General features: G+C 43.6%; 26 protein-coding genes and 1 riboswitch. Of the genes, 5 read left to right on the forward strand and 21 right to left on the reverse strand.

The annotated features are described in order from the left end of the window. Positions 1-20: 20 nt before the first annotated feature. Positions 21-665, reverse strand: coding sequence for a TetR/AcrR family transcriptional regulator (locus DESYODRAFT_RS20940; protein ID WP_007786155.1), 645 nt, complete (start codon positions 663-665; stop codon positions 21-23). Between the two features lie 352 nt (positions 666-1,017). Between DESYODRAFT_RS20940 and DESYODRAFT_RS20945 the strand changes: the two genes are divergently transcribed. Beyond that, complete coding sequence (locus DESYODRAFT_RS20945; protein WP_007786156.1) at positions 1,018-1,242, forward strand: hypothetical protein; 225 nt, start codon at positions 1,018-1,020, stop codon at positions 1,240-1,242. Positions 1,243-1,415: 173 nt separating this feature from the next. Further along, a complete protein-coding gene (locus DESYODRAFT_RS20950; RefSeq protein WP_007786157.1) occupies positions 1,416-1,961 on the forward strand; it encodes a hypothetical protein in 546 nt (181 codons plus the stop codon). A 9-nt stretch (positions 1,962-1,970) separates the two neighbouring features. Here the strand turns inward: DESYODRAFT_RS20950 and DESYODRAFT_RS20955 are convergent, their stop codons facing one another. Further along, positions 1,971-3,011, reverse strand: coding sequence for a YeiH family protein (locus DESYODRAFT_RS20955; protein ID WP_007786158.1), 1,041 nt, complete (start codon positions 3,009-3,011; stop codon positions 1,971-1,973). A gap of 238 nt (positions 3,012-3,249) precedes the next feature. Between DESYODRAFT_RS20955 and DESYODRAFT_RS20960 the strand changes: the two genes are divergently transcribed. Continuing rightward, complete coding sequence (locus DESYODRAFT_RS20960) at positions 3,250-4,173, forward strand: LysR family transcriptional regulator (RefSeq protein WP_007786159.1); 924 nt, start codon at positions 3,250-3,252, stop codon at positions 4,171-4,173. 76 nt (positions 4,174-4,249) lie between these two features. On the opposite strand, the gene DESYODRAFT_RS20965 is transcribed toward DESYODRAFT_RS20960, so the two are convergent. The 5 genes from DESYODRAFT_RS20965 to DESYODRAFT_RS20985 all read right to left on the reverse strand — a co-directional run bounded on the left by DESYODRAFT_RS20965 (position 4,250) and on the right by DESYODRAFT_RS20985 (position 9,381). After that, positions 4,250-4,987, reverse strand: a complete 738-nt coding sequence (locus DESYODRAFT_RS20965) for a precorrin-6A/cobalt-precorrin-6A reductase (RefSeq protein ID WP_007786160.1) — start codon at positions 4,985-4,987, stop codon at positions 4,250-4,252. A 12-nt stretch (positions 4,988-4,999) separates the two neighbouring features. Continuing rightward, positions 5,000-5,854, reverse strand: a complete 855-nt coding sequence (locus DESYODRAFT_RS20970; protein WP_007786162.1) for an energy-coupling factor ABC transporter ATP-binding protein — start codon at positions 5,852-5,854, stop codon at positions 5,000-5,002. A gap of 194 nt (positions 5,855-6,048) precedes the next feature. Further along, on the reverse strand, positions 6,049-6,339 hold the full coding sequence (locus DESYODRAFT_RS20975) for an energy-coupling factor ABC transporter substrate-binding protein (protein WP_007786163.1): 291 nt from the start codon (positions 6,337-6,339) through the stop codon (positions 6,049-6,051). Next, positions 6,336-7,124 (reverse strand): energy-coupling factor ABC transporter permease, encoded by a 789-nt coding sequence (locus DESYODRAFT_RS20980; RefSeq protein WP_007786165.1) that lies wholly within the window; start codon positions 7,122-7,124, stop codon positions 6,336-6,338. Before DESYODRAFT_RS20980 ends, DESYODRAFT_RS20975 begins: the two co-directional genes overlap by 4 nt. Positions 7,125-7,471: 347 nt before the next feature. Next, a riboswitch (cobalamin riboswitch) is annotated at positions 7,472-7,653 on the reverse strand. Between the two features lie 63 nt (positions 7,654-7,716). Then, the gene (locus DESYODRAFT_RS20985; protein WP_007786166.1) at positions 7,717-9,381 is read right to left on the reverse strand and encodes a ribonuclease J; all 1,665 of its coding nucleotides are present in this window, start codon (positions 9,379-9,381) and stop codon (positions 7,717-7,719) included. Between the two features lie 329 nt (positions 9,382-9,710). On the opposite strand from DESYODRAFT_RS20985, the gene DESYODRAFT_RS27645 reads away from it, so the two are divergent. Together DESYODRAFT_RS27645 and DESYODRAFT_RS20990 are read left to right on the forward strand one after the other, a co-directional pair. After that, positions 9,711-9,848 (forward strand): DUF1540 domain-containing protein, encoded by a 138-nt coding sequence (locus DESYODRAFT_RS27645; RefSeq protein ID WP_007786168.1) that lies wholly within the window; start codon positions 9,711-9,713, stop codon positions 9,846-9,848. A 154-nt stretch (positions 9,849-10,002) separates the two neighbouring features. Further along, positions 10,003-10,521: a DUF6125 family protein gene (locus DESYODRAFT_RS20990; RefSeq protein ID WP_007786169.1), complete on the forward strand. Its 519-nt coding sequence runs from the start codon at positions 10,003-10,005 to the stop codon at positions 10,519-10,521. Positions 10,522-10,578: 57 nt separating this feature from the next. Here the strand turns inward: DESYODRAFT_RS20990 and dapA are convergent, their stop codons facing one another. The 14 genes from dapA to rpsO form a co-directional block, all read right to left on the reverse strand. After that, positions 10,579-11,535, reverse strand: a complete 957-nt coding sequence (gene dapA / locus DESYODRAFT_RS20995; protein ID WP_007786171.1) for a 4-hydroxy-tetrahydrodipicolinate synthase — start codon at positions 11,533-11,535, stop codon at positions 10,579-10,581. 35 nt (positions 11,536-11,570) lie between these two features. Further along, positions 11,571-12,797, reverse strand: a complete 1,227-nt coding sequence (dapG, locus tag DESYODRAFT_RS21000) for an aspartate kinase (protein ID WP_007786174.1) — start codon at positions 12,795-12,797, stop codon at positions 11,571-11,573. 236 nt (positions 12,798-13,033) lie between these two features. Further along, positions 13,034-14,023 carry an aspartate-semialdehyde dehydrogenase gene (locus tag DESYODRAFT_RS21005; protein WP_007786176.1) on the reverse strand — a complete coding sequence of 330 codons (990 nt, stop codon included), beginning with the start codon at positions 14,021-14,023 and terminating at the stop codon, positions 13,034-13,036. 98 nt (positions 14,024-14,121) lie between these two features. Beyond that, on the reverse strand, positions 14,122-14,715 hold the full coding sequence (locus DESYODRAFT_RS21010; RefSeq protein ID WP_007786177.1) for a dipicolinate synthase subunit B: 594 nt from the start codon (positions 14,713-14,715) through the stop codon (positions 14,122-14,124). Between the two features lie 4 nt (positions 14,716-14,719). Next, positions 14,720-15,637 carry a dipicolinate synthase subunit DpsA gene (gene dpsA, locus DESYODRAFT_RS21015; protein WP_007786178.1) on the reverse strand — a complete coding sequence of 306 codons (918 nt, stop codon included), beginning with the start codon at positions 15,635-15,637 and terminating at the stop codon, positions 14,720-14,722. Positions 15,638-15,721: 84 nt separating this feature from the next. Beyond that, positions 15,722-16,525 (reverse strand): 4-hydroxy-tetrahydrodipicolinate reductase, encoded by an 804-nt coding sequence (dapB, locus tag DESYODRAFT_RS21020; RefSeq protein ID WP_007786180.1) that lies wholly within the window; start codon positions 16,523-16,525, stop codon positions 15,722-15,724. Positions 16,526-16,637: 112 nt separating this feature from the next. Further along, on the reverse strand, positions 16,638-16,907 hold the full coding sequence (locus DESYODRAFT_RS21025) for a YlmC/YmxH family sporulation protein (protein ID WP_007786182.1): 270 nt from the start codon (positions 16,905-16,907) through the stop codon (positions 16,638-16,640). 16 nt (positions 16,908-16,923) lie between these two features. Continuing rightward, the gene (locus tag DESYODRAFT_RS21030) at positions 16,924-17,229 is read right to left on the reverse strand and encodes a hypothetical protein (RefSeq protein ID WP_007786183.1); all 306 of its coding nucleotides are present in this window, start codon (positions 17,227-17,229) and stop codon (positions 16,924-16,926) included. A 154-nt stretch (positions 17,230-17,383) separates the two neighbouring features. Continuing rightward, entirely contained in the window at positions 17,384-17,836 is a 453-nt protein-coding gene (dut, locus tag DESYODRAFT_RS21035; RefSeq protein WP_007786185.1) for a dUTP diphosphatase, read from the reverse strand. 131 nt (positions 17,837-17,967) lie between these two features. Then, on the reverse strand, positions 17,968-19,236 hold the full coding sequence (locus DESYODRAFT_RS21040; RefSeq protein ID WP_007786187.1) for a M16 family metallopeptidase: 1,269 nt from the start codon (positions 19,234-19,236) through the stop codon (positions 17,968-17,970). Positions 19,237-19,260: 24 nt separating this feature from the next. After that, positions 19,261-20,421: a D-alanyl-D-alanine carboxypeptidase family protein gene (locus DESYODRAFT_RS21045; protein WP_007786189.1), complete on the reverse strand. Its 1,161-nt coding sequence runs from the start codon at positions 20,419-20,421 to the stop codon at positions 19,261-19,263. Between the two features lie 24 nt (positions 20,422-20,445). Next, positions 20,446-21,201 carry a polysaccharide deacetylase family protein gene (locus tag DESYODRAFT_RS21050; protein WP_007786191.1) on the reverse strand — a complete coding sequence of 252 codons (756 nt, stop codon included), beginning with the start codon at positions 21,199-21,201 and terminating at the stop codon, positions 20,446-20,448. A 79-nt stretch (positions 21,202-21,280) separates the two neighbouring features. Then, positions 21,281-23,428: a polyribonucleotide nucleotidyltransferase gene (locus DESYODRAFT_RS21055; protein ID WP_007786193.1), complete on the reverse strand. Its 2,148-nt coding sequence runs from the start codon at positions 23,426-23,428 to the stop codon at positions 21,281-21,283. Positions 23,429-23,625: 197 nt separating this feature from the next. After that, positions 23,626-23,892: a 30S ribosomal protein S15 gene (gene rpsO, locus DESYODRAFT_RS21060; protein WP_007786194.1), complete on the reverse strand. Its 267-nt coding sequence runs from the start codon at positions 23,890-23,892 to the stop codon at positions 23,626-23,628. Positions 23,893-24,089: the final 197 nt, after the last annotated feature.

Raw genomic sequence — 24,089 nt, forward strand, 5'->3', positions numbered from 1 at the left:
CCCGCTCACCTCCTCAAAGGTTACAAATTCGATCCTTTCTGAGCGTACATCCCATACTTTAAAATTTCCATGTATTCCATATACTCTGCCAGGATTTTATCATAGTCTTCTAACATCTCTCGTTCCTTACCTCTATAGTCTTTGAGATATTTTTCTCCCAGAGCCCCCAGAAAAAGCATAATAACCTGAATTGCCTTAGCGGGCTCCACTTTGCTTCGAAACCTTGAATAATCAATATTCTCAAAGAGCATGGGCATAAATTCTCTTGAGACTTGAAGATATTTCATCTCGATCTCAGAACGCATCTCTTGAGGAGTACTTGCAATGGCTTTCATAAATAGTTTAACCATATAGGGATGCTCCCGCGCTATCTCAAGCTTGATCACTCCTACTTCACTTACCCTTTGAAAGATATCCTTAGTCTCTTTCAATGGGTATTTCTTAAATTCATCCATCATTGTCTGTACACAGTAATCAATGACATAGAAAAAGAGACGTTTTTTATTCTTAAAATAATGAAACAAAATTCCTTTAGAAATGCCTGCTTCTTTAATTATCCGATTAGTTGAGGCCTGCTCAAATCCTTTGTCAGCAAATTCATGAATACAGGCATTTAAAATAATTTTCTTTTTATCGTCCTTTAGATTCTCAAAACTATCGTACAAACTGTTCTCTCCTCGTAAGAATTTACTTATGATGATAGGATTATACACCTCTTTTGACCAGGTGGTCAATGCAAAAAAAAGATAATGAAAGTATACCCTAAACACTTCCAGAAGTATAAAGAAAACCCGGCTTCGCCGAGCCTTAAACGCATACTCACAAATGAGGCGAAACCGTTGGTTGCCCTTATGCTTAGACGAAGACACTGTCTTCGCACGGGTTAGACCTTCTTGCAGTATAATAACGTAAGTTTTATACTTTCTGCCCTAAAAAAAGGAACCCGAAAGCTCCAAAACAATCTGAAGAATCCCCAGACCCGCAAGCAGGGCAGCTTCTCCCACAGGAGCGAACTCATTGCATGGAGAGGCAATAAAAGCCCACAAACCGGTGCGGGGAAACGGAGCCACGGGTTCACATCAGGTATTACCCGGAGGTTTGGCGGAGTCCCGCGCCGGTGAGTGGGCGAGCCTCGGAGTGCTGAGTGAACGGATGTGGGAGAAGCTGCCCGACCCGAGGGACCTGGACCTATTTTCATTCATCAATGGTGCCGCACAGCGGCATGGGAGTCTGATAGTATAAAAAAAACAGGGGTTGCCCCCTGCTTCCTGCAAATAGCTACAGCTTAACCTACATTAATTTAAAGTGCTAAGCTTTTCTGCCATAGTATATATTATTACAACAGTATTTTCAGGCTAAAGATACCTTTACGTGGAAATAACTAAATGATACGTAAGCTAAAGGGGGCTAAACGCTTGGAAGAGATATATTCACCCAATGACATTATTGATTTAGGTCCTTCCGACTTAGTGATTGTATCGCAGTTAGAGTCTGATCCAGATGTTACAACCTTAAACGTTTATGAGAGAGAACGTTTTTTTGCGAATCCCAACTCTGTCAATAATGAAGAACAAATAGCAGTGTATTCAATTTGTTCGAGGTTCTATAACCAAGCTGTTGCAGAAATCCGGGATTTATACGCAGGATGGACCAGGATCGATAAAACCGAGCCTACGAAAGTGATCGGTATTCATAATCAAAATCCTAAGATTCTCTATATCCAGTTTTCCCACGGCAAACGCTATTTTATCTATAAACGCTGCTTAACGATTAATAAGGATATGGTTTACGAAGAGCTATTCGGAAAAACGCATAATCTTAGCCGGCGTTCCTTGAACAGAGAAGACGAACAGTACCTTATTTCAAAATTAAGATTCATGCCAAAAACTAAAAATGCCATTAGCTTCTATGCGTTTAAAGCTCATATCCGTGCTCGACGGCATTTTGCGTTTTCTCATTAGGGTTACAAACTACAGACCAAACCACAGGAGAGTAAAGAAAGAAACCGCTGATACTACGATCGAAGCAATGATCATGGCCCCAAGCGGACGCAGTGCCCGATTCCGCAAACTTGAAAGATGGACATTAAGGCCTAACCCAACCATAGCAGCTGCCAAAAGGAAAGAGGACACCTTGGAAATATCGTTGAGAACAACGTCAGGAATTGGCAGATACGTGCCTACTAAACTTGTCAACATGAATCCGGCTAAAAACCAGGGAAAGGGTGCGCTTTGCTTACCCTCCCCCTCTCCTTTGCGCTTCATCCAAAGAGAAAGAACGATACTTAAAGGGATCAGCAGGAATACTCTTCCCAGTTTGGACAACAATCCCATTGCCATCACATCCTGACCTGCCGGCATAGAAGCTGCCGCCACATGAGCGATCTCGTGTAAACTCATGCCACTCCATATCCCGTATTCAAGAGCGCTGATCGGTAAAAACGGCATGAGAAAGGTATATGTCAAAGCAAAGATGGTTCCTATTAAGGCAATGATTCCCGCTCCAATCGCAGTATCTTCGTCATTTGCCTTTAAAATCGGGGATACCGCCGCAATCGCGGCAGCCCCACATACGCCCGTCCCAATTCCCAGCAGCAATGATAGGTTCAAATCTGCTTTAAACAACTTGGCCAATAACATAGTCGCTGTAATCGCAATGATAATGATCATAGTATCATAAACAAGCAGCATCCCGCCTTTGTGAAGAACCATATCAATATTAAGTTTGAATCCATAGAGCACGATGGCAAAACGCATCAGAAAACGTGCGGAAAACTGAATTCCTTCACGAATACTCTCCGGATATCCAAGCACATTGCGATAAATTACAGCAATCAGAATAGCACTCAGCATAGCCCCGATTCGATTGATTCCCGGTAAGGCTCCCACCCATGTTCCGGTACCAGCGATAACCATAGTAAATAGAACTCCTAGTATAAAACGATTCCGCCTCTCTTGATCTATCACTAAAGTCTGTTGAACACTTAAACTCTCCTTTGCCTGCAACCACATTTCCATAGGCCTCCCAATCATCTATTCTAGATTCTCACTTTCCAAAGAACTGAGCCTCTACAAAAACTATAGATTGATTAAGGTAAAGGAGCAATATAGGTTTCTTTAGGGTATCATCAGGAAAATATATTTTTTACTTCTTTCAAAGTTGTTATATCATTATGTCGAACCCTATCGAATTTTAAGTTATTAGAACCCAAAGTATTTGACCTAGTTTAAATGAACTTGAGGTGTAGTCATGATTGCCGATCCTTTAAAAATCTTTGTAACAGTTGCTGAACTTAAGAATTTTTCCCGTGCAGCAGAAGAGCTCTTTCTATCCCAGCCCAGTGTCAGCTTACAAATCCGAAATTTAGAAAATGAACTTGGCTCAAAACTGATTAACCGTTCTCCGAAACACTTGGAGCTTACTCAATCAGGTGAACTTCTTTATGGAATAGCAAAGCAGATCCTGTTCCTGTATGACAAGGCAAAACAAGAAATCGAACAGTTGACAACCACTGTCACAGGCTCGCTGAAAGTGGGAGCAAGCTATACTATTGGCGAGTACATTCTACCCTTCGCGCTGGCTGAATTTTCCGATCAATTTCCAAATGTAGACATAGCAGCCTCGATCGGAAATACGGTAGAAATCACTCATGCGGTTCGATCTAATCATTTGGACCTTGCACTTGTCGAAGGGGAAGTCCATCACTCCGACCTCGATATCCAGCCTTTGATGGATGATGAGATTATTTTGGTAGTCCCTAACCAACATGCTTTGGCAAGACTTCCCATCGTCACTGCGGATCATCTTCAAGACCGGGTGTGGATTCTCAGAGAGACTGGTTCCGGGACTCGTGATTTCAGTGATAAGCTGATCAAGGATTGGAAAGTCAATGTAAAAAAATCTCATATCTTTGGCAGCAGTCAGGCTGTAAAGCAAGCGGTTATTGCTGGTTTGGGAATTGCACTTGTCTCTGGCTGGATTGTACGAAAGGAATTAAAAGCAAAAGAATTAACGGCCATCCGAATAAAAGGCAAAAAACTAATTCGTACATTTTCAATAATAAGGCCCAAGAATAGTGAAATGACCAAAGCCATGGGCATTTTTACAGAAAATTTGCTTTCACCTGACTTTATCTCTTCGCTTATGGATCATAATCCCTCCGTAATCAGTTAGGAAAACCAGCTTGTTTTCAGGCACTAAAAAAGACATGCCCCTGCTAACTATGTTAGGGGCATGTCTTTTTTAGTAGTTATGTGCATTTTGGAGCAGGAATATTAGCATCTACCCAATCAAACAATTCATGGACACTATACACCGTCAACCCTGTATGCGGGTTGTTTCTTTTAATGAAAATAATCTCTATCCCCAACTCTAAGGCAGCCGAGACTTTCGTATCAGTTCCGCCGGCGGACCCGCTATCACGGGTCAAAAGAATATCTGCTCCATAGAATTTAAGAGATACTTTATTGACCTCTTTAGAAAATTGTCCTTGCATAGCAATGATATTCCTAGGCGATATACCCATATTCTGGCATTTCTGAACCAAACGGCCCTCCGGCAGAACCCTGACAACGATACGGGCCAATCGAGCAAAAGGACTTCGGACGATGCTTTCCAATTGGTGACTTCCGGTCGTAACAAAAACTGTTACCAGCCGTCCTTTTTCTTGATACAAAGTACCTACGCGGTCTTCCAATTGGATCAGTGCTTCCTCCCAATTATTCACTGAATATATTAAGGGGCTGACAGGAACGATTGTCTCAGGTCTTTCTAAGCGAAGATAAGGAATATCCTGCTCTTCACACCATTGGCGCAGATGGGCAAACTTCACACTGCTGGAAGGAGGACTGGCATCAATGACCAATGAGGGTAAATGCAGCGAAGCCTTTTCACTCCAGGTTTGCATCCGTGTCAGCTCATACCTTCTGCTATTGAGATATTCACTAATCTCACGTGCCGCGGCCGTTTCTCCTAAAAGTAAAATCATGGCTACCTCACTCTATGCTGTTTGCTGACCGCTTTTAATCGCAATAGTTTTAAACAGATCCTCTTTTGATTTCGGCAAAGGGGCCGAAGGAAGCAGCCATCCTTTTTTGACCAACTCAATATGTGTCTCAATCAGCCAGGGAATTGTCAAATCGGCACGCTGCACAATTTCCGGCTGCAAAAATAATTCGCCGGGTAATCCTTGAGCAATGATCTCCCCACGGTACATAATGACTAACCTATCTGCCCAGCTATATGCCAGATCGACATCATGAGTCGATAGAATCATAGTCTTGCCTTGATCACTTAACTTATCCAAAAGCTGCATGAACTCTTGTGAGTGACGAGGGTCCATTCCGGCGGTTGGTTCATCAAAAATAATGACTTCCGGCTCCATAGCCAGAACCCCCGCAATCGAAACACGTTTTTTCTGCCCATAGCTTAATAAATGCGTAGGCTTATCCTGAAGGTCTTTAGTCTCTGTATCTACCAGAGCCCGTTCAACTCTCTCAATGACTTTTTCTTCTGAAAGTCCGAGATTGAGCGGACCAAAGGAGATGTCCTGATAAACACTGGCGGAAAATAATTGACTATCAGGATCTTGGAAGACTATTCCTACGTTTTTGCGTAATTCTATTAACGCTTTGTTTTTGTAGGAAATCTCCTCTCCCCGATATTTAATACACCCTGAATCCGGACGATATGTTCCGTTCAATTGCATAAATAAGGTGGATTTTCCCGCCCCGTTTGAACCCAAAATAGCTAACTTTTCACCCTTTATAATCGGTAAATTAACTTTGCGTAAAGCATTTGTACCGTCTGGATAGGAATACTCTAAATTAACTACTTCTAGTATGCACTTAGACAAACGCATTACCTCCAAAGCAAATTTAAAACGATCAGGGGAATCCCGATTATTATTATAACAAGATAATTTATAAGATCAACGGGGTATTTCGGGGTCGGGCACCTTGATTTCTCCGTAGAACACCGTTCTGACATAGAATAATACCTATAATCATAGTCACAATTGCAATAAAGTTTTTTCCGAAGGGTGAGCGTTTAATCCCTCTTACTCAAACTATGTTTACCCTTTGACAGCCCAATATAATAAAAGACAAATCCACTCCCGATCGCAGCCTGCAAAGCAAACAATAAGGATTCAATTTCACCGCTGGGCGGTTCCCAAAATGATTCAAACCAAGGGGTATAGTCAGCGTTAAGCTCCGTGATCGCTTCTGATGCCTCACCATCGGCACCGCCAAATTCTGCATCCTTTGCTACAAAAAGAGGGACGACTGCTAATAAGACTACAAATAATAGAATTATCATGTTCTTGGTAAAGAGTTTCATGCTTTAACCCCCCGTTTAATGGAAGATACGGCCTTGCCTGTAAATGCGGTTAAAACCTGCAAGTCCTTTTGGCTATAAACCATGAGAATATTAAACACCATTACCGTAAGCAGACCTTCGCTAATCGCTAAAGGAACCTGAGTGACTGCAAAAATGCCCATGAATTTAAGGATAGCGGCACTCACTCCACCTGAAGCCGCCGGAAACGCAAGACCTAACTGAATGGAGGTTGTTACGTAGGTCATTAAATTTCCTAAGCTTGCTGCCGTAAAGATCGAGAGCCATTGGGGTGCCCCCAGTTTTTTCAGGCCTTTGTAAACACCATATGAGACAAAAGGGCCTACTATTCCCATTGAAAAGGTGTTTGCTCCTAAGGTCGTTATTCCCCCATGGGCCAGCAAAAGAGCCTGGAAGATTAAGACTATCATTCCTAAAACGGTCATAGCCGCAGGTCCAAATAGAATGGCGCCTAAGCCGACACCTGTAGGGTGAGAGCAGCTGCCGGTAACTGACGGAATCTTTAAAGCGGATAGAACAAAAGCAAATGCCCCTGCCATCCCAAGCAGCATCTTCAAATTCGGATGGAGTGCCAGTGTTTTTTTAATGGAGCGTACTCCTGCAATAACAAAAGGTATCATAGCGATCCACCAGAAGGCGGCCCAGTTAAACGGTAAGAATCCCTCCATGATATGCATACCATAAGCGTTATCCGGGAAGAAGATGTATACAGCCATAACATAGATCATCAGTAAACCGATATTTTTTATCTTAGGAAGACCTTTCATATCAACAACTCCTTTTTATGTTAGACACCAATAAAAATTAAGAATTTAGCAAACTGCCCAGATAAGCTTTACCTGCCACTATACTCTTTTCCACCTCTCCTTTCTAAAAATAACGAGGCAACCAGTACATTACTGTCTTTAGACAGTAATGTACTGGTTGCCTCGAACTATACGGTCTTTTCCACTTTCAAGTCGCACTCGCATTTTGAAGCAGATCCCGCTTGAACAAGACATCTACCCGCAGGTCGGTTTCCCTCAGGAAACCACTATTTATGTTATAAACAGTTAAAGCCCTCCACGATATGGAGGGCTTAATCGACAAAAACCCTGCCACCCATCCATCGTGAGTTAAAGCAGACGAGCAGTCAGGTCTCCTGGCTTAGGTTCTTCGCCCATTGCCTCCTTCCCAAGTTTCCTCAGTGGATATGGCAATAAGCTCCCCATTTACAGTGGCGGGACCGCGCCGGATTCACACCGGCTTCCCTGTCGAATTTTTCTTACACAGAAAAATTACTGGCTCGAAGTATTTACTTTTTATAAACTTAACATGAATGTTCTTCCTAGTCAAGCACAAGTTTTCCCAATTTAGCAACTATTCAACCTCTTGAATAATCGGTAAGATCACAGGCCTGCGGCGGGTTTTTTCGTAAAAGTGCTTACTTAAAACCTCACGGATCTGGTTTTTTAAGACAGCCCATTCCGTAATACGATTCTCTCGGCAACGAGCCATGGTCTGCTTGATTTTTTGTTTAGCCTCATCTAGCATGGTCTCCGACTCACGAACATAAACAAACCCCCGCGTGACTACGTCCGGCCCTGCCACAATCGCCCCGCTCGCACGGCTTATTGTCATAACAACAATTAAAATTCCGTCTTGGGAGAGTTGCTTACGATCCCGCAGCACAATATTCCCGACATCCCCGATCCCTAAGCCATCGATCAAGACCTTGCCGGCCATAACCTTGCTGCCTAAAGCGGCACCATGTCGTGTAAACTCAACGACCCCACCATTTTCAGTGATAAAAATATTCTCTCTGGGGATACCAAGCTGCTCTGCTAATTGCGCATGTTTAATCAACATACGGTACTCCCCATGGACCGGCATAAAATACTGTGGACGGACCATACTTAGCATTAACTTTTGCTCTTCTTGGCTCGCATGTCCGGATACGTGCATTCCTTCCGCTGATTCATAAATCACATTGGCACCCAGCTTGAATAATTGATCCACCGTTTTTGCTACAGATTTTTCATTACCCGGGATGGGGCTGGCGGAAATAATCACAGTGTCTCCCGGCTGAATCGCTACATGCCGATGGTCGTGGTTCGCCATTCTAGTCAAGGCAGACATTGGTTCACCCTGACTTCCTGTCGTTAAAATACAGATTTGATTTCCTGGTAAGCCGATTATTTCATCGATATCCATTAAGGTTCCCTCGGGAATATCCAGATATCCTAATTCCTCGGCAATCCCTACTATGTTCACCATACTCCGTCCTACAACCGCAACTTTACGGTTTGTATTTACAGCCGCAGTGATAGCCTGCTGGAGCCGGTAGACGTTTGAAGCAAAACTAGCGAGAATGACACGATCCTTAGCGTTACGAAACGCTTCATCAATCATTTCTCCAACATGACTCTCTGAAGGCGTAAATCCCGCTCTTTCTACATTTGTACTGTCTGAAAGTAAACACAAGACTCCTTTATCTCCTAGTTCAGAGAACTTATGAATGTCTAGTATTTCTCCTGAAACAGGCGTATGATCTAATTTAAAGTCCCCTGTCACAACAATCGTGCCTAGAGGGGAATGGATAGCGATTGATACCGAATCCGGTATACTATGGTTGACACGAATAAATTCAATGCGAAAAACTCCGAGCTTAATGACATCCCGTGGCTGTACAACGGTTGCTTGGATATTGGGTAAGTTATTTTCTTTCATCTTGGATTGTATGATACCCAAAGTCAAACGAGTTCCAAAAACGGGCACATCCACATCTCTCAGCAAATATGGCAATGCACCGATATGATCTTCATGTCCATGAGTGAGCAATATGCCTAAAAGCATTTCCTTGTGTTCAATTAAGTAAGTGTAATCCGGTATTACAATATCAATTCCGAGCATGTCTTCATCCGGAAAGGCTAATCCGGCATCCACAACGACCATTTGATTATCATAGCGAATCACTGTCATGTTCTTTCCAATTTCACCAAGCCCGCCCAAGGGAATAATTTGCAGTTTGTGTTCTTTTGGCAATCTAAATCCACCTCCTATTTTTTCTATCTCTTGTGCCTATATAGCTACGGGGTCCCCCGTGGTTTCTTCGAAGATAAAATAAAGCAACAAAAAGACGCGAAATAACAAAACGAACACAATGACGCCCAGTATTCGCCAGTACTTCGATAATCATCTATGAAACTAGCCGCACAATAAAGATACTACATTATAGCGCGAAAAACGAAGGCTTGCAAGTTAGTTCGTATTCACGCAAACCCCCCGAATTACCTATTTTGACATGGATCATGCATTAAAAACTATAATTCGGGAACTATAGCCTTAATGTTGCTAGAAAGGTGGAAATAGTCATGACCAATGTTGTATGTTCTGCAACCCAATGTAATCATAACGAGGATGGACACTGTCAGCTAGAGACATTAAGTGTTACATCCAGCTTAATGGATCGTGAGGCCGAATGTGCTTTTTACGAACCCGGAAATAAATAAGTTTGAAGACTGTCTCTTCTCTGATATAAGTCATCACTTCTTTAGGTGATGACTTATATTATTTTGAAGCAGGAATTTCGCAGCGGCTAGAGAATACTATCTTAATATAAAAAATATTCAAATATTAATATTTATGATGTGGGGGTAGTAGAGAATGTTAAACTCTAAGGAAGACCTTACCAGAGATCAGGCTCTAGACCTATTGGAAGACTTTGCCGTACGTTGGCTGGCTCACGATGGATTATGGTTCCAAGCCATTGAAAAAAAGAGAGGTCTTGAAGAAGCTGTCGAGCTTGATATTGAGGCGTGGAAGATCTTTACCGTCTTAGAAGCTAAACGCATTATGAAGTTTCTTGGCTTACCTAAGGATGGAGGGCTTGATGCCTTGGAAAGAGCTTTAAAATTCAGACTTTATGCCTTTATTAATGTGCAGGAATGCTCAAGGCCTGATGCCCATACTTTGATTTTTAAAATGAAAGACTGCCGGGTTCAATCCGCCCGCAAACGAAAGAATATGCCTGATCATCCTTGTAAGCCTGTGGGAGAGGTAGAATATTCTTTATTTGCTTCAACAATTGACTCGCGGATTAAGACAAGCTGCATCGCTTGTCCTCCGGATCCTCATCCCGAAGAATTCTATTGCGGCTGGGAGTTTACCCTTAACGATGCATAATCAAAAATGATAAAGAACCTCTGCCTCAGCAGGGGTTCTTTATGGTCTCACAGACTCTTAGACAATTGGTTGACTAGGTTTTCCGGAAGCAACCTTCAATTCGGATACCACTTGTGCCTGAGTTCTATTATTTACCTGTAAGGATTTAGCACTTTTCAAAAGATCCTGCAAAAATCTTATCTCTTCACTCGTTGCCTCAACTAGGGGCAGACGAACTCCACCCGCTTTAATCCCGATCATATTCATGATGGCTTTAATGGGAACGGGATTTGAGGTTACAAATATACCTTTGAAGATTGGATAGAGTTCCAGATGCCATTTTGTTGCCAGTGCTGTATCCCCATCAAACCATGCATTCACCATGGCTTTCATCTCATCTCCAATTATATGGGCTGCTACGCTGACGATTCCGCTACACCCTAAGGCCAGCATAGGTAAGGTCATAGAATCGTCTCCGCTGTATACCGCAAACTCAGACGGTAACAACCGCTTAAGCTCACTGACTTGATCCAGAGAACCTGCGGCTTCCTTTAAAGCGACTATATTAGGGATTTCTGACAACCTTTTTACAGTCTCAGGCAATAGATTAGCTGAGGTTCTGCCAGGTACATTGTAAAGCATTAACGGTAAGGTTGTCGCCTCTCCAATCGCCTTAAAGTGCTGGTACATTCCCTCTTGGGAAGGCTTATTGTAATAGGGTACAACTGCCATCACTCCGTCTACACCCGTTGTTGCCGCCATACGGGCAAGTGAAATACTGGAACTCGTCGAATTCGACCCAATTCCTGCAATCACAGTTGCTTTCGATCCTACAGCATCTTTAATCACCTTGAAAAGCTTCACTTTTTCCTCAGCGGTTACAGTAGGAGATTCGCCTGTCGTACCACAAACGACAACCCCATCTGATCCGTGGCCGATTAAATACTGGGCTAAGCGAACAGCTTCCCGATAATCTACCTCTAACGCTTCATTCATGGGAGTTACCATGGCTGTCAAGATTCTTCCAAAAGACATCTCTCTCATCCTTTCTTCCCACATCCAGATTACCCCTATATATCTAACTTGAACTTCTTGTGTAAAGCTTGTACTGCAGTCACCATGTCACCTTGATGAACTAATACCCAAATGGTAGTATGCGAGTCGGCCGATTGCAGGATAGTCACCCCGGCATCTGAGAGCGCTTCAACCATATCTGCCATAACCCCTGGAACACCAGCTATTCCAGCTCCTACTATGGATACTTTTGCACAACTGGGTACAACCTCTGGTTCAAAGTCCATATTCTGTAATATTTTCACTGCTTTTGCTGCAACCTCATCTGAAATCGTATAAAGCACTGCCTCTGGTTGCACACTGATAAAATCGACACTTATATCTGCTAAAGCCATTGCTTTGAAAATCCGCTTGTCTGTAAGCTGTTTATTCGTAGGATCTGTCGTTAAAATCCGTAATTGCGTAACATTTGGTGTATGAGCAATTCCCGCAATGATTCGGTCATTAGTAATATCTGTTCCTACTTCCCGATCGGGATGTATGTTGGTAACCAAGGTCCCTGGAGCAGTAGAAAACGTTGATTTTATTCTCAGCGGGATATTCCGCTGCATTGCTATTTCCACAGCACGTGGATGTATGACTTTGGCCCCTTGATAAGCCAATTGACATATTTCGTTATAGGTAACCGTATCTAAAATTCGTGCATTGTCTACAATCCTGGGATCTGCCGTCATGATCCCTTCCACATCGGTATAGATATCGATAGATTCTGCCTCAAGGGCAACCCCTAATGCCGAAGCAGTGGTATCGCTTCCTCCCCGTCCAAGGGTTGTAATTTGACCGCCTTCGGTAACTCCCTGGAATCCTGTCACGACAACCACATTACCTTCAGCCAATGGCTCTAAAATGCGTCCGGGCTCTACTCGGATAATTCGTGCATCTCCAAAATCATCATTCGTAATAATTCCTGCTTGCCCGCCTGTTAAGAGGACCGCTTTGAAACCAAGGCTATTTAAGGTGCTTACCAAGACGGTTCCTGAGATCACTTCCCCACAACTCATGAGAAGATCCAACTCGCGTTTGGGTAAATCCGGATGTATTCCTTTGACCATATTTAAAAAGGTGTCCGTCGCGTAAGGGTCTCCAGAACGCCCGATAGCTGAAACCACAATAACTGGCGAATATCCCTCTTGAACGGCCTCTGAAACTTTGGAAACCACCTGAGTTCGCCGCTCTTCTGTAGCCAGGGAGGTACCGCCAAACTTCTGTACTAGAACTCTCAATTCCCTTACCCCCCTTTTCATGGTTCGAGGTTCGTGGTTCGAACCTCGAACTCAAACTTCTAATCTCTAAGTTTTATCGTTCACTTCAATCCTTGATCATCATACGATACAATACTCAATCTTTGATCAACCAACTTCGGGCCTTAGCTTCCTAACTCAATTTGTATAAATACGTACTTCGCTTGGGCCTCATCTTAATCATAGTCCTTAACCGCACTCAAAATCCCGAACCACGATTAAAGTAGCAGTTCTGCTATTTGCACAGCGTTTGTAGCTGCACCTTTACGGATTTGATCCCCAACCACCCACATGTTCAATCCCTGGGCAATAGAGAAGTCTTTACGCAAACGTCCCACATAGACTTCGTCTTTATCCGAGCTAAACCATGGCATGGGGTATTGATCCTTACCTGGATCATCGATCACTATGACTCCAGGAGCTTTGCTTAAGGCCTCCCGTACTTCTGAAATACTGACTGGCCTATCCGTCTCCACATTAATGGATTCCGAATGACTTCGGAAAACAGGTACTCGAACTGTTGTGGCAGTAATGGCCATACTCGGTACATGAAAAATCTTCTGAGTCTCTTTAACCATTTTCCACTCTTCTTTGGTATAGTCGCCTTCTTGAAATACATCAATCCGAGGAACAAGGTTAAAAGCAATTTGATGAGGAAAGACGCCAGGTATTAGCTCCCCCCCCTGAGACCAGGCCTTAACTTGTTCGCCTAATTCTTCAATCCCTTCCCGCCCGGCTCCAGAAACAGCTTGATAAGTAGAAACTACCACACGGCGGATTCCCGCCAGATCATAAATTGGCTTAAGTGCCACTACCATAATGATCGTCGAACAATTAGGGTTGGCAATAATTCCTTTATGCCACTTTACATCTTCAGGATTAACTTCAGGTACGACAAGAGGCACTTCCGGATCAAGTCGGAAAGCGCTGCTATTATCAATTACCACCGCTCCGCTGTCTACAGCAGAACGTGCATATTCTGTACTCGCCGATCCGCCGGCAAAGAGGGCAATGTCTATTCCTTTAAAACTCTCGTGGGTCGTCTCCTGAACCTCAAGTTCTTGACCCTGCCAGGTAATACGTTTTCCCGCAGAACGCTTCGACGCCAATAACCTCAGTTCACTCACCGGAAACTTACGCTCTTCCAGAATTTTAAGAAATTCTTGTCCTACTGCACCTGTGGCTCCAACAATTGCTACATTTGACATTACTTATGTTCCTCCTTAATACTATTTATCTGGAATCAAAAACTAGGTAGGGGGTGCCTTACTGTATGAGCAAGGCACCTTGTGCTGCTAAACAAAGATCATTTTGCCAAATAATCTACTAATATCGGTTGAATCTGTTTTCCAGCATAAGCCATGAGAATGGTATCCGGTATTTTATCCATATGTGCTACTAAAGAATTCGCTTTAGCTTCCGGATTATCTTGCCCAAACGGCACCAAGTAAATATTTTTTGTGATGAGTAAGGTTCCAATATTTCGAGCATTTAATCCCAAACCATCATTGCTGGAAATTGCTAAAACTACCGGTTTTTGATTTCGAAGATGAGATTTTACAGCCATGAGCACCGGAGTATCCGTAATTCCGTTAGCGAGTTTTGCCAACGTATTTCCGGTACATGGAGCAATCACGACACAATCAAACATTTTAGTAGGTCCAATTGGCTCCGCTCCCTGAATCGTATGAATTATCTCTTTATGGGTAATTTCCTTAAATTGATTTTTCCAATCCTCAGCTTTACCAAATCGCGTATCCATTCTCTCTACGGAATAAGAGATAATTGGTGTCAATTCAGCACCTTCATCCACCAACAGTTTCATAACCCGGGTAACCTCATGTATCGTACAGTGTGATCCTGTAATAGCAAACCCAATTTTCAACCCTGCAAACTTCATCCCTTTACACCTCCACTTTACAAGTAGCGTTCACTGTGGTCAAGTGACGAAGAATAAGTTGCGGGTAAATATGAGCTAGAATTCGTCCGGCTGTCTTTGGAGCTACAGTGCCGGGGAGTCCTGGAGCTAACAGCGCTTTGATACCCAGACTCCGGGCATACTCAAAATCCGTGCCTCCAGGTCTGGACGCTAAATCAACAATAACAGCATCCCGCGCGACATTGTCTAACATCATGGGATTCAGGATCAAATCAGGAACTGTGTTAAAGATGATTTCAGCGTGACCAATCTCATCTTTAAGCTCAGCAAAATCGACTGCCTGAAGTCCCATTTCGACCGCACGTGCCAAATCGGAAGGCTTACGGGCCACACCAGTTACCCGGGCTCCAATTCCTTGTAACATACGGGCCAGAGTCCAACCGCAACGACCTAAACCAAGAACAAAACTATTGCTGCCGTGAATTGTGATCGTCGTGGCCTCCATGGCCATTTGAATAGCTCCTTCTGCCGAAGGTATAGAATTAAGGATAGCAAGTTCATTTAACTTTGCAGTTTCTACCAATTGGATTCCCAGATTATCTGCTTCTGACTTCAGCGCTGACCGCGCGAAGCCAATGAACAATGGTACGTGGGCTGGAATAGCTTCCAGGACCTTCTTGTTTAAGATAATAGGTGAATCCGAGTATTTTGCTTTGACCTCCCCACGTTCATCCGTGCCGAACAACGGAAAAAGCAACACATCCACTTGGCCAACAGCGTGTTCCAGGGATGGCACAAGCGTCATTCCCGAAATGGGAGAAGCCTTTTCAAATCCGACCCCGACTATGTAGGCTCCCTGTTTTTGAAGCTCGGGAATTAAATACAGTTCCCGATCATCTCCCCCGATTACAGCCAAACGCATTCCTTTCAAACCCGCACTCATTTTTATGCCCCCTTTGAGACAGTGTCCAATTGACTACTATCCATTATATGAGGGTATGCAGGCTCCGGTTACGCTCAAAATTATTTAATCGAGGAAATTCTCAAGCCCTATTACCAGTTCCGTCAGTTCCGCGGCTTTTCGTATACCCAGAATCACCCCAGGCATATAGGTCTCTCTGGAAAAAGCGTCATGTCTGATCGTCAGCGCCTGACCCAGCCCACCGAATAAAACTTCCTGGTGAGCAATCAGACCGGGTAAACGTACAGAGTGAATATGAATTCCTCCAAGGTCGGCGCCACGGGCACCTGGGATTTTTTCGTATTCGTTCGGATGTCCTTGGATCATGGGTTGACGGACTTCTAAAATTCCTTCCGCCGTTTTTAAGGCAGTTCCTGACGGAGCATCCAGCTTTTGATCATGATGCATTTCGATGATATCAACATTCGGAAAATATTTTGCGGCTTCTCCGGCAAAACGCATCATCAAGATTGCCCCGATCGAAAAATTTGGTGCCAAAAAAGCACCTACGTTTTGTTTTTCTACAAGGGTACGAATTTCAGCTATTTCAGCTTCATCTAAGCCTGTTGTCCCGATCACCGGAACCACTCCAGCCATAATAGCAATCTTGGCGTTATTAAAAACCGATTGGGGATTCGTAAAATCAACTAAGACATCAGCTCGCGAAGAACGTAAAAATTCAAGCCCCAATGGACCCGTAATATCGATTCCAACTCTCGGAGCACCAACAACAAACCCAACATCCATACCCTGATGCCGAGTATCTGAAGCTCCCACTAAAAGGAGATCATCTTCTCTTAAAATCGAACGGATCACTTCTTGACCCATCTTCCCACTAGCTCCAGCGACGAAAACACGAATTTTCTTCAACGAAACCCCTCCTGCGATGATAAGTCAAAAACCCCGTTGCTAAAACGCAATCCGGGGTTAAAGCTTTTCCATTCATTTTATTGGGTATCCCGTCCTCTGTCAAATTGAATTTTCAACGTATTCTATCGGTTCTATTCTGCAAATCAATAATAATGACCTCAGACCCTACTTTTTTAACGGTTTGCCATGGAATTACGAGATGGTCACGTTCACGATCCCCTTTAGAACCCCAAAAGCCCGAAAAACCGCCTCGGGAAGTTAGAATAATCGCTTCAACAGATCCGTTCGCAGAAATATCAAGATCTGCATCCCCAACCAATCCCAGTTTTGCTCCATCAAAGAGATTAATGATTTCTTTTCCGCCAAGATCACTTAAAAGCATCTAATCCTCTCCCTACTCACTTCCGCAGTCTTATCCATGCCTTTAAAACAAATGGTTGTAAAATCGCCAATAATAAAGAAATAACGGCTAATGGCTCAACAAAAAATACCGAGTTATTCCACCAATCTTCCGGTATCTTTAAAAAGGAAAACAAGAGTTCCAGAGAAAGGTAAATCCCCCCTGCGGTACCCACCAATTGGCTTAAGGCCGCAGCAAGAATATTAGATGAAGGCTGAGATGTCCGCCACATCAACCGATATTTTCGTTCGCGAACAGATACAATAATACCCATAACCAGAAGTGTCACCCCAAGGGCTTGCATTTTCACTCCTCCTTATGGGGAGTTTATGATAAGACAAATTTGCTTAGAACAAAAACACAGAAGGATTTTATACCCTTCTGTTTGAAGATCCTTTATATGGTTGAAATAAGTCAACTCACCATACTAATCATCGAGTTAACTGCCAGCCAATACTTTAAACCCCCGTTGAGCCAAATCCACCTGTTCCCCTAGCAGTTTCTCCAAGTTCCGCGACCTCTTCAAAGACCGCCTTAAAAATCGGCATGAATACTAATTGAGCTATTCGGTCTCCGGGATTTACTATAATAGCTTTTGGGCCAAGATTTTGGAGCAGTACCTGAATTTCCCCTCGATAATCGGAATCGATCACTCCTACACCATTTGTCAGCCCAATTCCGTAACGGCTGGCCAGACCACTGCGGGCAAAGACAAGGGCTACTACATGCGGACCCGGAAGTTCAATGGCCAGACCCGTTGGAATCTTAACATTCTCTCCAGGATTTACGGTTAATGAGTCTACTAAATCAGCACAGAGATCAACCCCTGCTGAGGCAGCTGTTGCATAGGCAGGAAGAGCCAATGACTGGTCCCTTACCTTTTTAATTTTTACCCTTATAGAGTCTGACACTTAAGGTCCCCCCAAACTCAATGTTCGTGGTTAGATAGTCGATATTCTATCCGTACCACGAATATCGACTATCGGATCTAAGACTGCAAAACTAAACCCAGATATTCGAACGATGATCCTCAAACCACGATTTACTCCCATCCTGTTTGCTTTAACAAATCAGATAATACCACTTCATGACCAGCAGGCCCTAAGGTCATAATGCTGATTTTATCCTTTTGCCAAAGGCGCCCAATCAAGCGCAAAACATCCTCTTGAGTTACGTTTTCTAGTTTCTCTACGACTTCCTCCGGCGAAAGCACACGATTGTAGGTCAGTTCTGTCTTACCCAGACGACTCATCCGACTGCTTACTGCTTCCAAGCCCAGATATAACCCGCCTTTAATTTGAGCTTTTGTTCTTGTCAATTCTTCAAGGCTGATTCCCTTTTTCTTCATCTCCATCAATTCTTCGAGAATACATACGATAACTTCCTGAGTGTTTTTCGGGCTCGTTCCCGCATAGATCGCAAATAACCCGGTGTCAACGTAGGTTGAATGATAAGAATAGACAGAGTAAGCTAATCCGCGCTGTTCCCGGATCTCTTGAAACAAACGAGAGCTCAGTCCACCCCCTAGAATATTATTAAATATGTGCATAGCATAGATATCCTCATCATCTTGACCCAGCCCAGGTACTCCCAAGATGATATGCATCTGTTCTGTATCTTTCTTCTGATAATATTCAATGGTATGGCCGTTAGGCGTTTCCTCAAGTACCCTTCGCCCTCCCCGCTTAAAGGTGCCAAAGTGTGGGGAAAGCTTTGCCACAACATCATCATGCTTTATCTTGCCGGCGACAGAAATCACAACATTATCAGGTGCATAATGCTCGGTCAGAAAATGCATGATTTTATCCCGCCTCAGAGCTCTGATACTCTCTTCTGTTCCTAATATTGGCTTGCCAAGGGGATGATCATTCCATACACGTTCTGAAAAGACATCATGGATTAACTCGTCCGGAGAATCTTCATACATTTTAATCTCTTCTATGACAACATTCTTTTCTTTTTCAATTTCCTTTTCATCAAAAAGGGAACTGAAAAACATATCACTTAGAACATCAATGGCAAGATCCAAGTCCTCATCAAGTATTTTAGCATAATAGCAAGTATATTCCTTGGTCGTGAACGCATTCAACTGACCGCCAACCGCCTCAAGTGACTCTGCTAAAACACGAGCGCTTCGATGTTCCGTTCCTTTGAAAAACATGTGCTCGATAAAGTGAGAAATCCCCTCAAATCCTTCACGTTCATCCCGAGACCCGGCTCCCACCCATATTCCTATGGCGGCCGAACGAACATGGTCGAGTTCTTCTGTAATAATCCTAACTCCGTTAGGAAGCAGCGTCTTTTTATACAATAAATTCACTCCCTCTTACTTCCTCTAATGAAAGGAAATAAACCTCTTAAGGAACGACTTTTCTTTAACTTCATTTTCACTGATTAAAGGAATGCTATTTATCTTTTCTTCTCCCAACCAAACCTCAAAACGACCTAGTCGTTCTCCGGCTTGAATGGGAAGATCCGTTGATTTCTCCCATTCGATACGGGTTAATAGTTTTTCCCGGTCAGCCTTTGGAAGGCTGACATCGAGGGGATCTGTTGTTAGGACTTTGACTGGTTTATTAACATGCGGAAATTCAGCAATAACCTGTCCGACATCAGCCAGGCGAACAGTCTCTGTGTTTTCGAAGCCCCACTCTAAAAGTTTCTTAGCATCCCCAAAGCGATCAGGTGCATTGAGAACAACAACTAATAGTTGACGTCCTTCTTTAGTTGCGGAAGCCACCAGGCATTTGCCTGCAGCGGTCGTCGTACCTGTCTTTATTCCATCTGCATAAGGATAGTTCCAAAGCAACTTATTCGTGTTCCTGACATCCATGAAGACGTCGGGCTCAATAAAATGAATTTCGGTTTCCTTTTGCCGGGTTATTGATTGAAATTGGGGAATCTGCAAACCATATCGTGCCATTACGGCTAAGTCGTAGGCTGTAGAGTAATGTTCCTGACGCGGTAAGCCATTCGTATTGACAAAATTCGTATTTTGGGCACCAAGTGTCAAGGCTTTACGATTCATAAATTTAACAAACTGCTCTTCACTTCCGGCAATATGTTCCGCGATCGCAACACATGCGTCATTGCCAGAGCGGACCAAGGCTCCTGTAATTAGTTCATAAAGAGTAATTTTTTCTCCTGGATCAAGATGTATGGTTGACTCTCCAACAGCTGCCGCTTTTTCACTTACAGTAACGACTTCATCTGGGCGGCCTAACTCAAAGCCCAAGATTGCAGTCATAATTTTTGTGGTACTGGCTGGAGGACGGCGTTTATGAGCCTGTCTATTAAAAAGAATATCCCCTGTTGCCACGTCCATCAGCACTGCGGCATTAGCGGTGACTCCTGAAGGACCTGCCGGTGTAGCTGCCTGTTTATCTATGGGCTTTGTCGCTGGAGCACTATATACAGGGTTCACCAGTACTAAGTTTATGCTAATAACACAAAGAATAACGCAGCACCAAGTCCGCGAGCACTTTAACCGAGTCATTTAACCACCTCAACTTTTAATTTATCATGAGGTAGTATCTCCGCTCTGTTCAGATGTTATTAGCTCATCAAGCGTCTGGAAAATATATCCCTCTCTTGTCAGTTGTTCGAGAATTGTCGGCAAAGCTTTGACTGTATTTGCTTTGGGATGCATTAAGACGATGGCACCAGACTTATTCGGCTTAATTCCAAATCGTACCGCTGGATTGACGATACGTTTTGTAATAATTTCCGGCGTACTGTCCGGACGCCAGTCTACCGTATCTAAGGTCCAGAGAATCGTCTTATAGCCTAGCTCATCAGCAGCTCGTAATCCGGACACACCCTTCTCCCCATAAGGCGGAGCATACAGGTGGGTTTTCTTGCCGATGATTCCCTCGATAATACTTTCTGTTTTTTTGATTTCTTCCCGGTTAGCTCCTACGGACAGTTGATCAGGGTGTGGATGAGAATATCCATGGTTTTCGATTTGGTGACCCTTGCCAGCTATTTCCTTTAATAAGTCCGGGTTTTTCTTAGCCCAACGCCCTGTAACAAAAAAAGTAACCGCTGCTTTGTTCCTGGCCAATTCGTCTAAGATTGGTGGTATATATTCTTCTCCCCAATCCACATTAATCGTTAACGCCATGATTTTCTGATTCGTCTTAACTTGCTCAATTGGCTTAGAGACTGGCGTATTGGATGTGGCAACCCAACGCTGTGCTGCAATTCCAGCAAATAAGAGAAAGAAAATCCCGCCAAACGAGAGCATTCGCCGCGAGATTTTTAAATTAATGAACATATGCGTCCCCCCTTCCTTAAAATTTATGCGGAGAGGAGGACTCACAGACTGATCATCATGGATTATTTGGTTAAAGTCGTCAAGATTTCGGAATGGTTGGGTTCTCTTTACGTGGCATAGCTTCCTTACGAGATAGATTTAACCTGCCTTGTTTGTCGATAGCAGTTGCTTTAACCGTAATCTCATCCCCAACTTTAACAATGTCTTCAACTTTTTCGACGCGCTCGTGAGCCAGCTGCGAAATATGAACAAGCCCTTCTTTACCGGTAAGGCCTAAAACTCCTGGTATAACTTCTACAAAAGCTCCGAAATCCATGACCCTGGTTACTTTACCCTGATAGATTTTACCGACTTCTACTTCCTGAGTTAAGGCCTGAATAATTTTCATGGCCTTATCTCCGCCTTCACCACCGACAGACGATATGAAGACACGGCCATCATCCTCTATATCGATTTTAACATCTGTTTCCTCAACAATCTTCTTGATGGTTTTTCCGCCGGGTCCAATGACATCCCGAATCTTATCCGGATGAATCGTCATGGTGATTATTCTTGGCGCATAGATAGAAAGCTGCGGACGTGGTTTATCCATAACAGCCAACATTTTATCTAAGATAAAGAGCCGTCCCGCCTTAGCTTGAGTTAAAGCTCTTAATAGGATTTCTCTGGAAACACCCATGATTTTAATATCCATCTGCAAAGCAGTTACCCCTTTGCTGGTTCCAGCCACTTTGAAATCCATATCTCCAAAGTGATCTTCCATACCCTGGATATCCGTAAGAATTGCAATTTGATCCTCTTCTTTAATGAGACCCATGGCGATACCTGCTACAGGTGCCGAAATGGGTACCCCTGCATCCATTAAGGAAAGAGTGCTGCCGCAAACCGAGGCCATTGAACTAGACCCATTGGATTCCAAGACCTCTGAAACTAAGCGAATGGTATAAGGAAAGTCATTTTCGTCTGGAAGCACAGGGAGTAAAGCACGCTCCGCTAAAGCACCATGACCAATTTCTCTGCGTCCCGGTCCTCGCATAGGCCGGGTTTCTCCAACACTGTAGGGAGGGAAATTGTAATGATGTATATATCGTTTCGACCTTTCCAGACCCAAACCATCTAAAATCTGTTCATCTCTGGCAGCGCCTAGAGTCGTGACCGTCATGACCTGGGTTTGACCACGGGTAAACAAGCCTGTCCCATGTGTGCGGGGCAGAATTCCAACTTCGACGGTAATTGGGCGAACTTCATCCACTGCCCGACCATCCGGCCTGATCTGCTCGTGTGTGATCAATTTACGCACAATCTGATGCACAATATCTTCCAGGACGTTTTTTATGACTTTTGTATCATCCGGGAACTCTTCTGCAAAGTGGCTCAAGGTTTCAGTTTTAACCTCATCGATAGCACTCTCCCGTGCTTTTTTCTCTTCGACACGGACGGCCTTATCTAATTTTTCGTAGGCATAGGCCTTAACCGCCTCAACAATAGTTTCCGGGTTCCCAGCAATCACCACTTCAAGTTTTTCTTTGGCAAGGCCCATTTGAACTGCTTCCTCGCGATAGTCTTGAATGAACTTAGCAATTTTCTTGATTTCTTCATGCCCGAACATAATCGCTTCTAATATTCTATCCTCTGGTACTTCATGAGCACTTGCTTCTACCATCATAACCGCATCCTGTGTTCCTGCTACTGTGAGAAGCATTTCGCTTTTTGCAGCCTGTTCTATGGTAGGATTAATGATGTATTCATCTTCTACAAGTCCAACCGTCACTGCCGCGATAGGACCTTCGAAGGGAATGTTCGATATGGTTAATGCCGCCGATGCAGCATTTATAGCTGTGATGTCTGTTGCAGAATCTTGATCAACCGACATAACGGTTGCTACTACCTGGACTTCATTGCGAAAGCCTTGTGGAAATAAGGGGCGAATGGGGCGGTCAATTAAACGTGCTGATAAGGTAGCCTTCTCACTCGCTCTTCCTTCACGTTTAATAAATCCTCCTGGGATTTTCCCTGCGGCATACATTCGCTCTTCAAATTCAACGGTCAAGGGAAAAAAATCAATACCCTCCCGAGCTGCAGCACTGCAGGTCGCAAATGCAGTTACTACTGTATCTCCATAGCGGAGAAAAACCGCACCTCCCGCTTGCTTACCAAGTTTCCCGGTCTGGAAGGTCATAGTTCTTCCGCCAACCGAGAGCGACTTTTCAAGTATTTCCTGTTTCACAATGGAACCTCCTTAAATCTATTCAAATCCTTTTTAACTTGTTTCCTCTTCGACATATTCTTATTATTTCCTGCAATTTGCAGAAATAAAACTAAATAAGGAATAATAATCGAAAATGTAAAAAGGAGCTGTCCTTTTCATGAATGTCCTTAGACATCATTTTGAGGCAGCCCCTTCTTTCTCCTTTAGGATAAGGATTATTTCCGCAACCCAAGTACACCAATGATATTACGATAACGATCGAAATCGACATTTTTCAGATAGGTTAATAACGCACGTCTCGAACCAACCATTTTTAAAAGTCCACGACGGGAATGGTGGTCTTTCTTATGCGTCTTAAAATGCTCTGTTAAATACGTAATCCGCTCAGTGAGAAGCGCAATTTGCACTTCCGGAGACCCAGTGTCCCCTTCGTGTTGGGCGTGCTTTAAAATAATCTCTTGTTTTCTCTCAGGTGTCATCATGACAGTTTTCCTCCAATTTTTATAATTCCCTACTGCCCAGGTGAACGTTGGAGACTTCGTTTAGCCGAGTCAGCGGGTCCTAATAGTTTCTCAAGTAGTATACATGGTAATTATGCTTTTGTAAAGTTGCACAATTCTAACACATTTGGCATTTGAACCTGCATTTGAACACCTGGCATTTGAACAATCTTTTCCTA

This window comes from Desulfosporosinus youngiae DSM 17734, assembly GCF_000244895.1.
Classification (GTDB): Bacteria; Bacillota; Desulfitobacteriia; order Desulfitobacteriales; family Desulfitobacteriaceae; genus Desulfosporosinus; species Desulfosporosinus youngiae.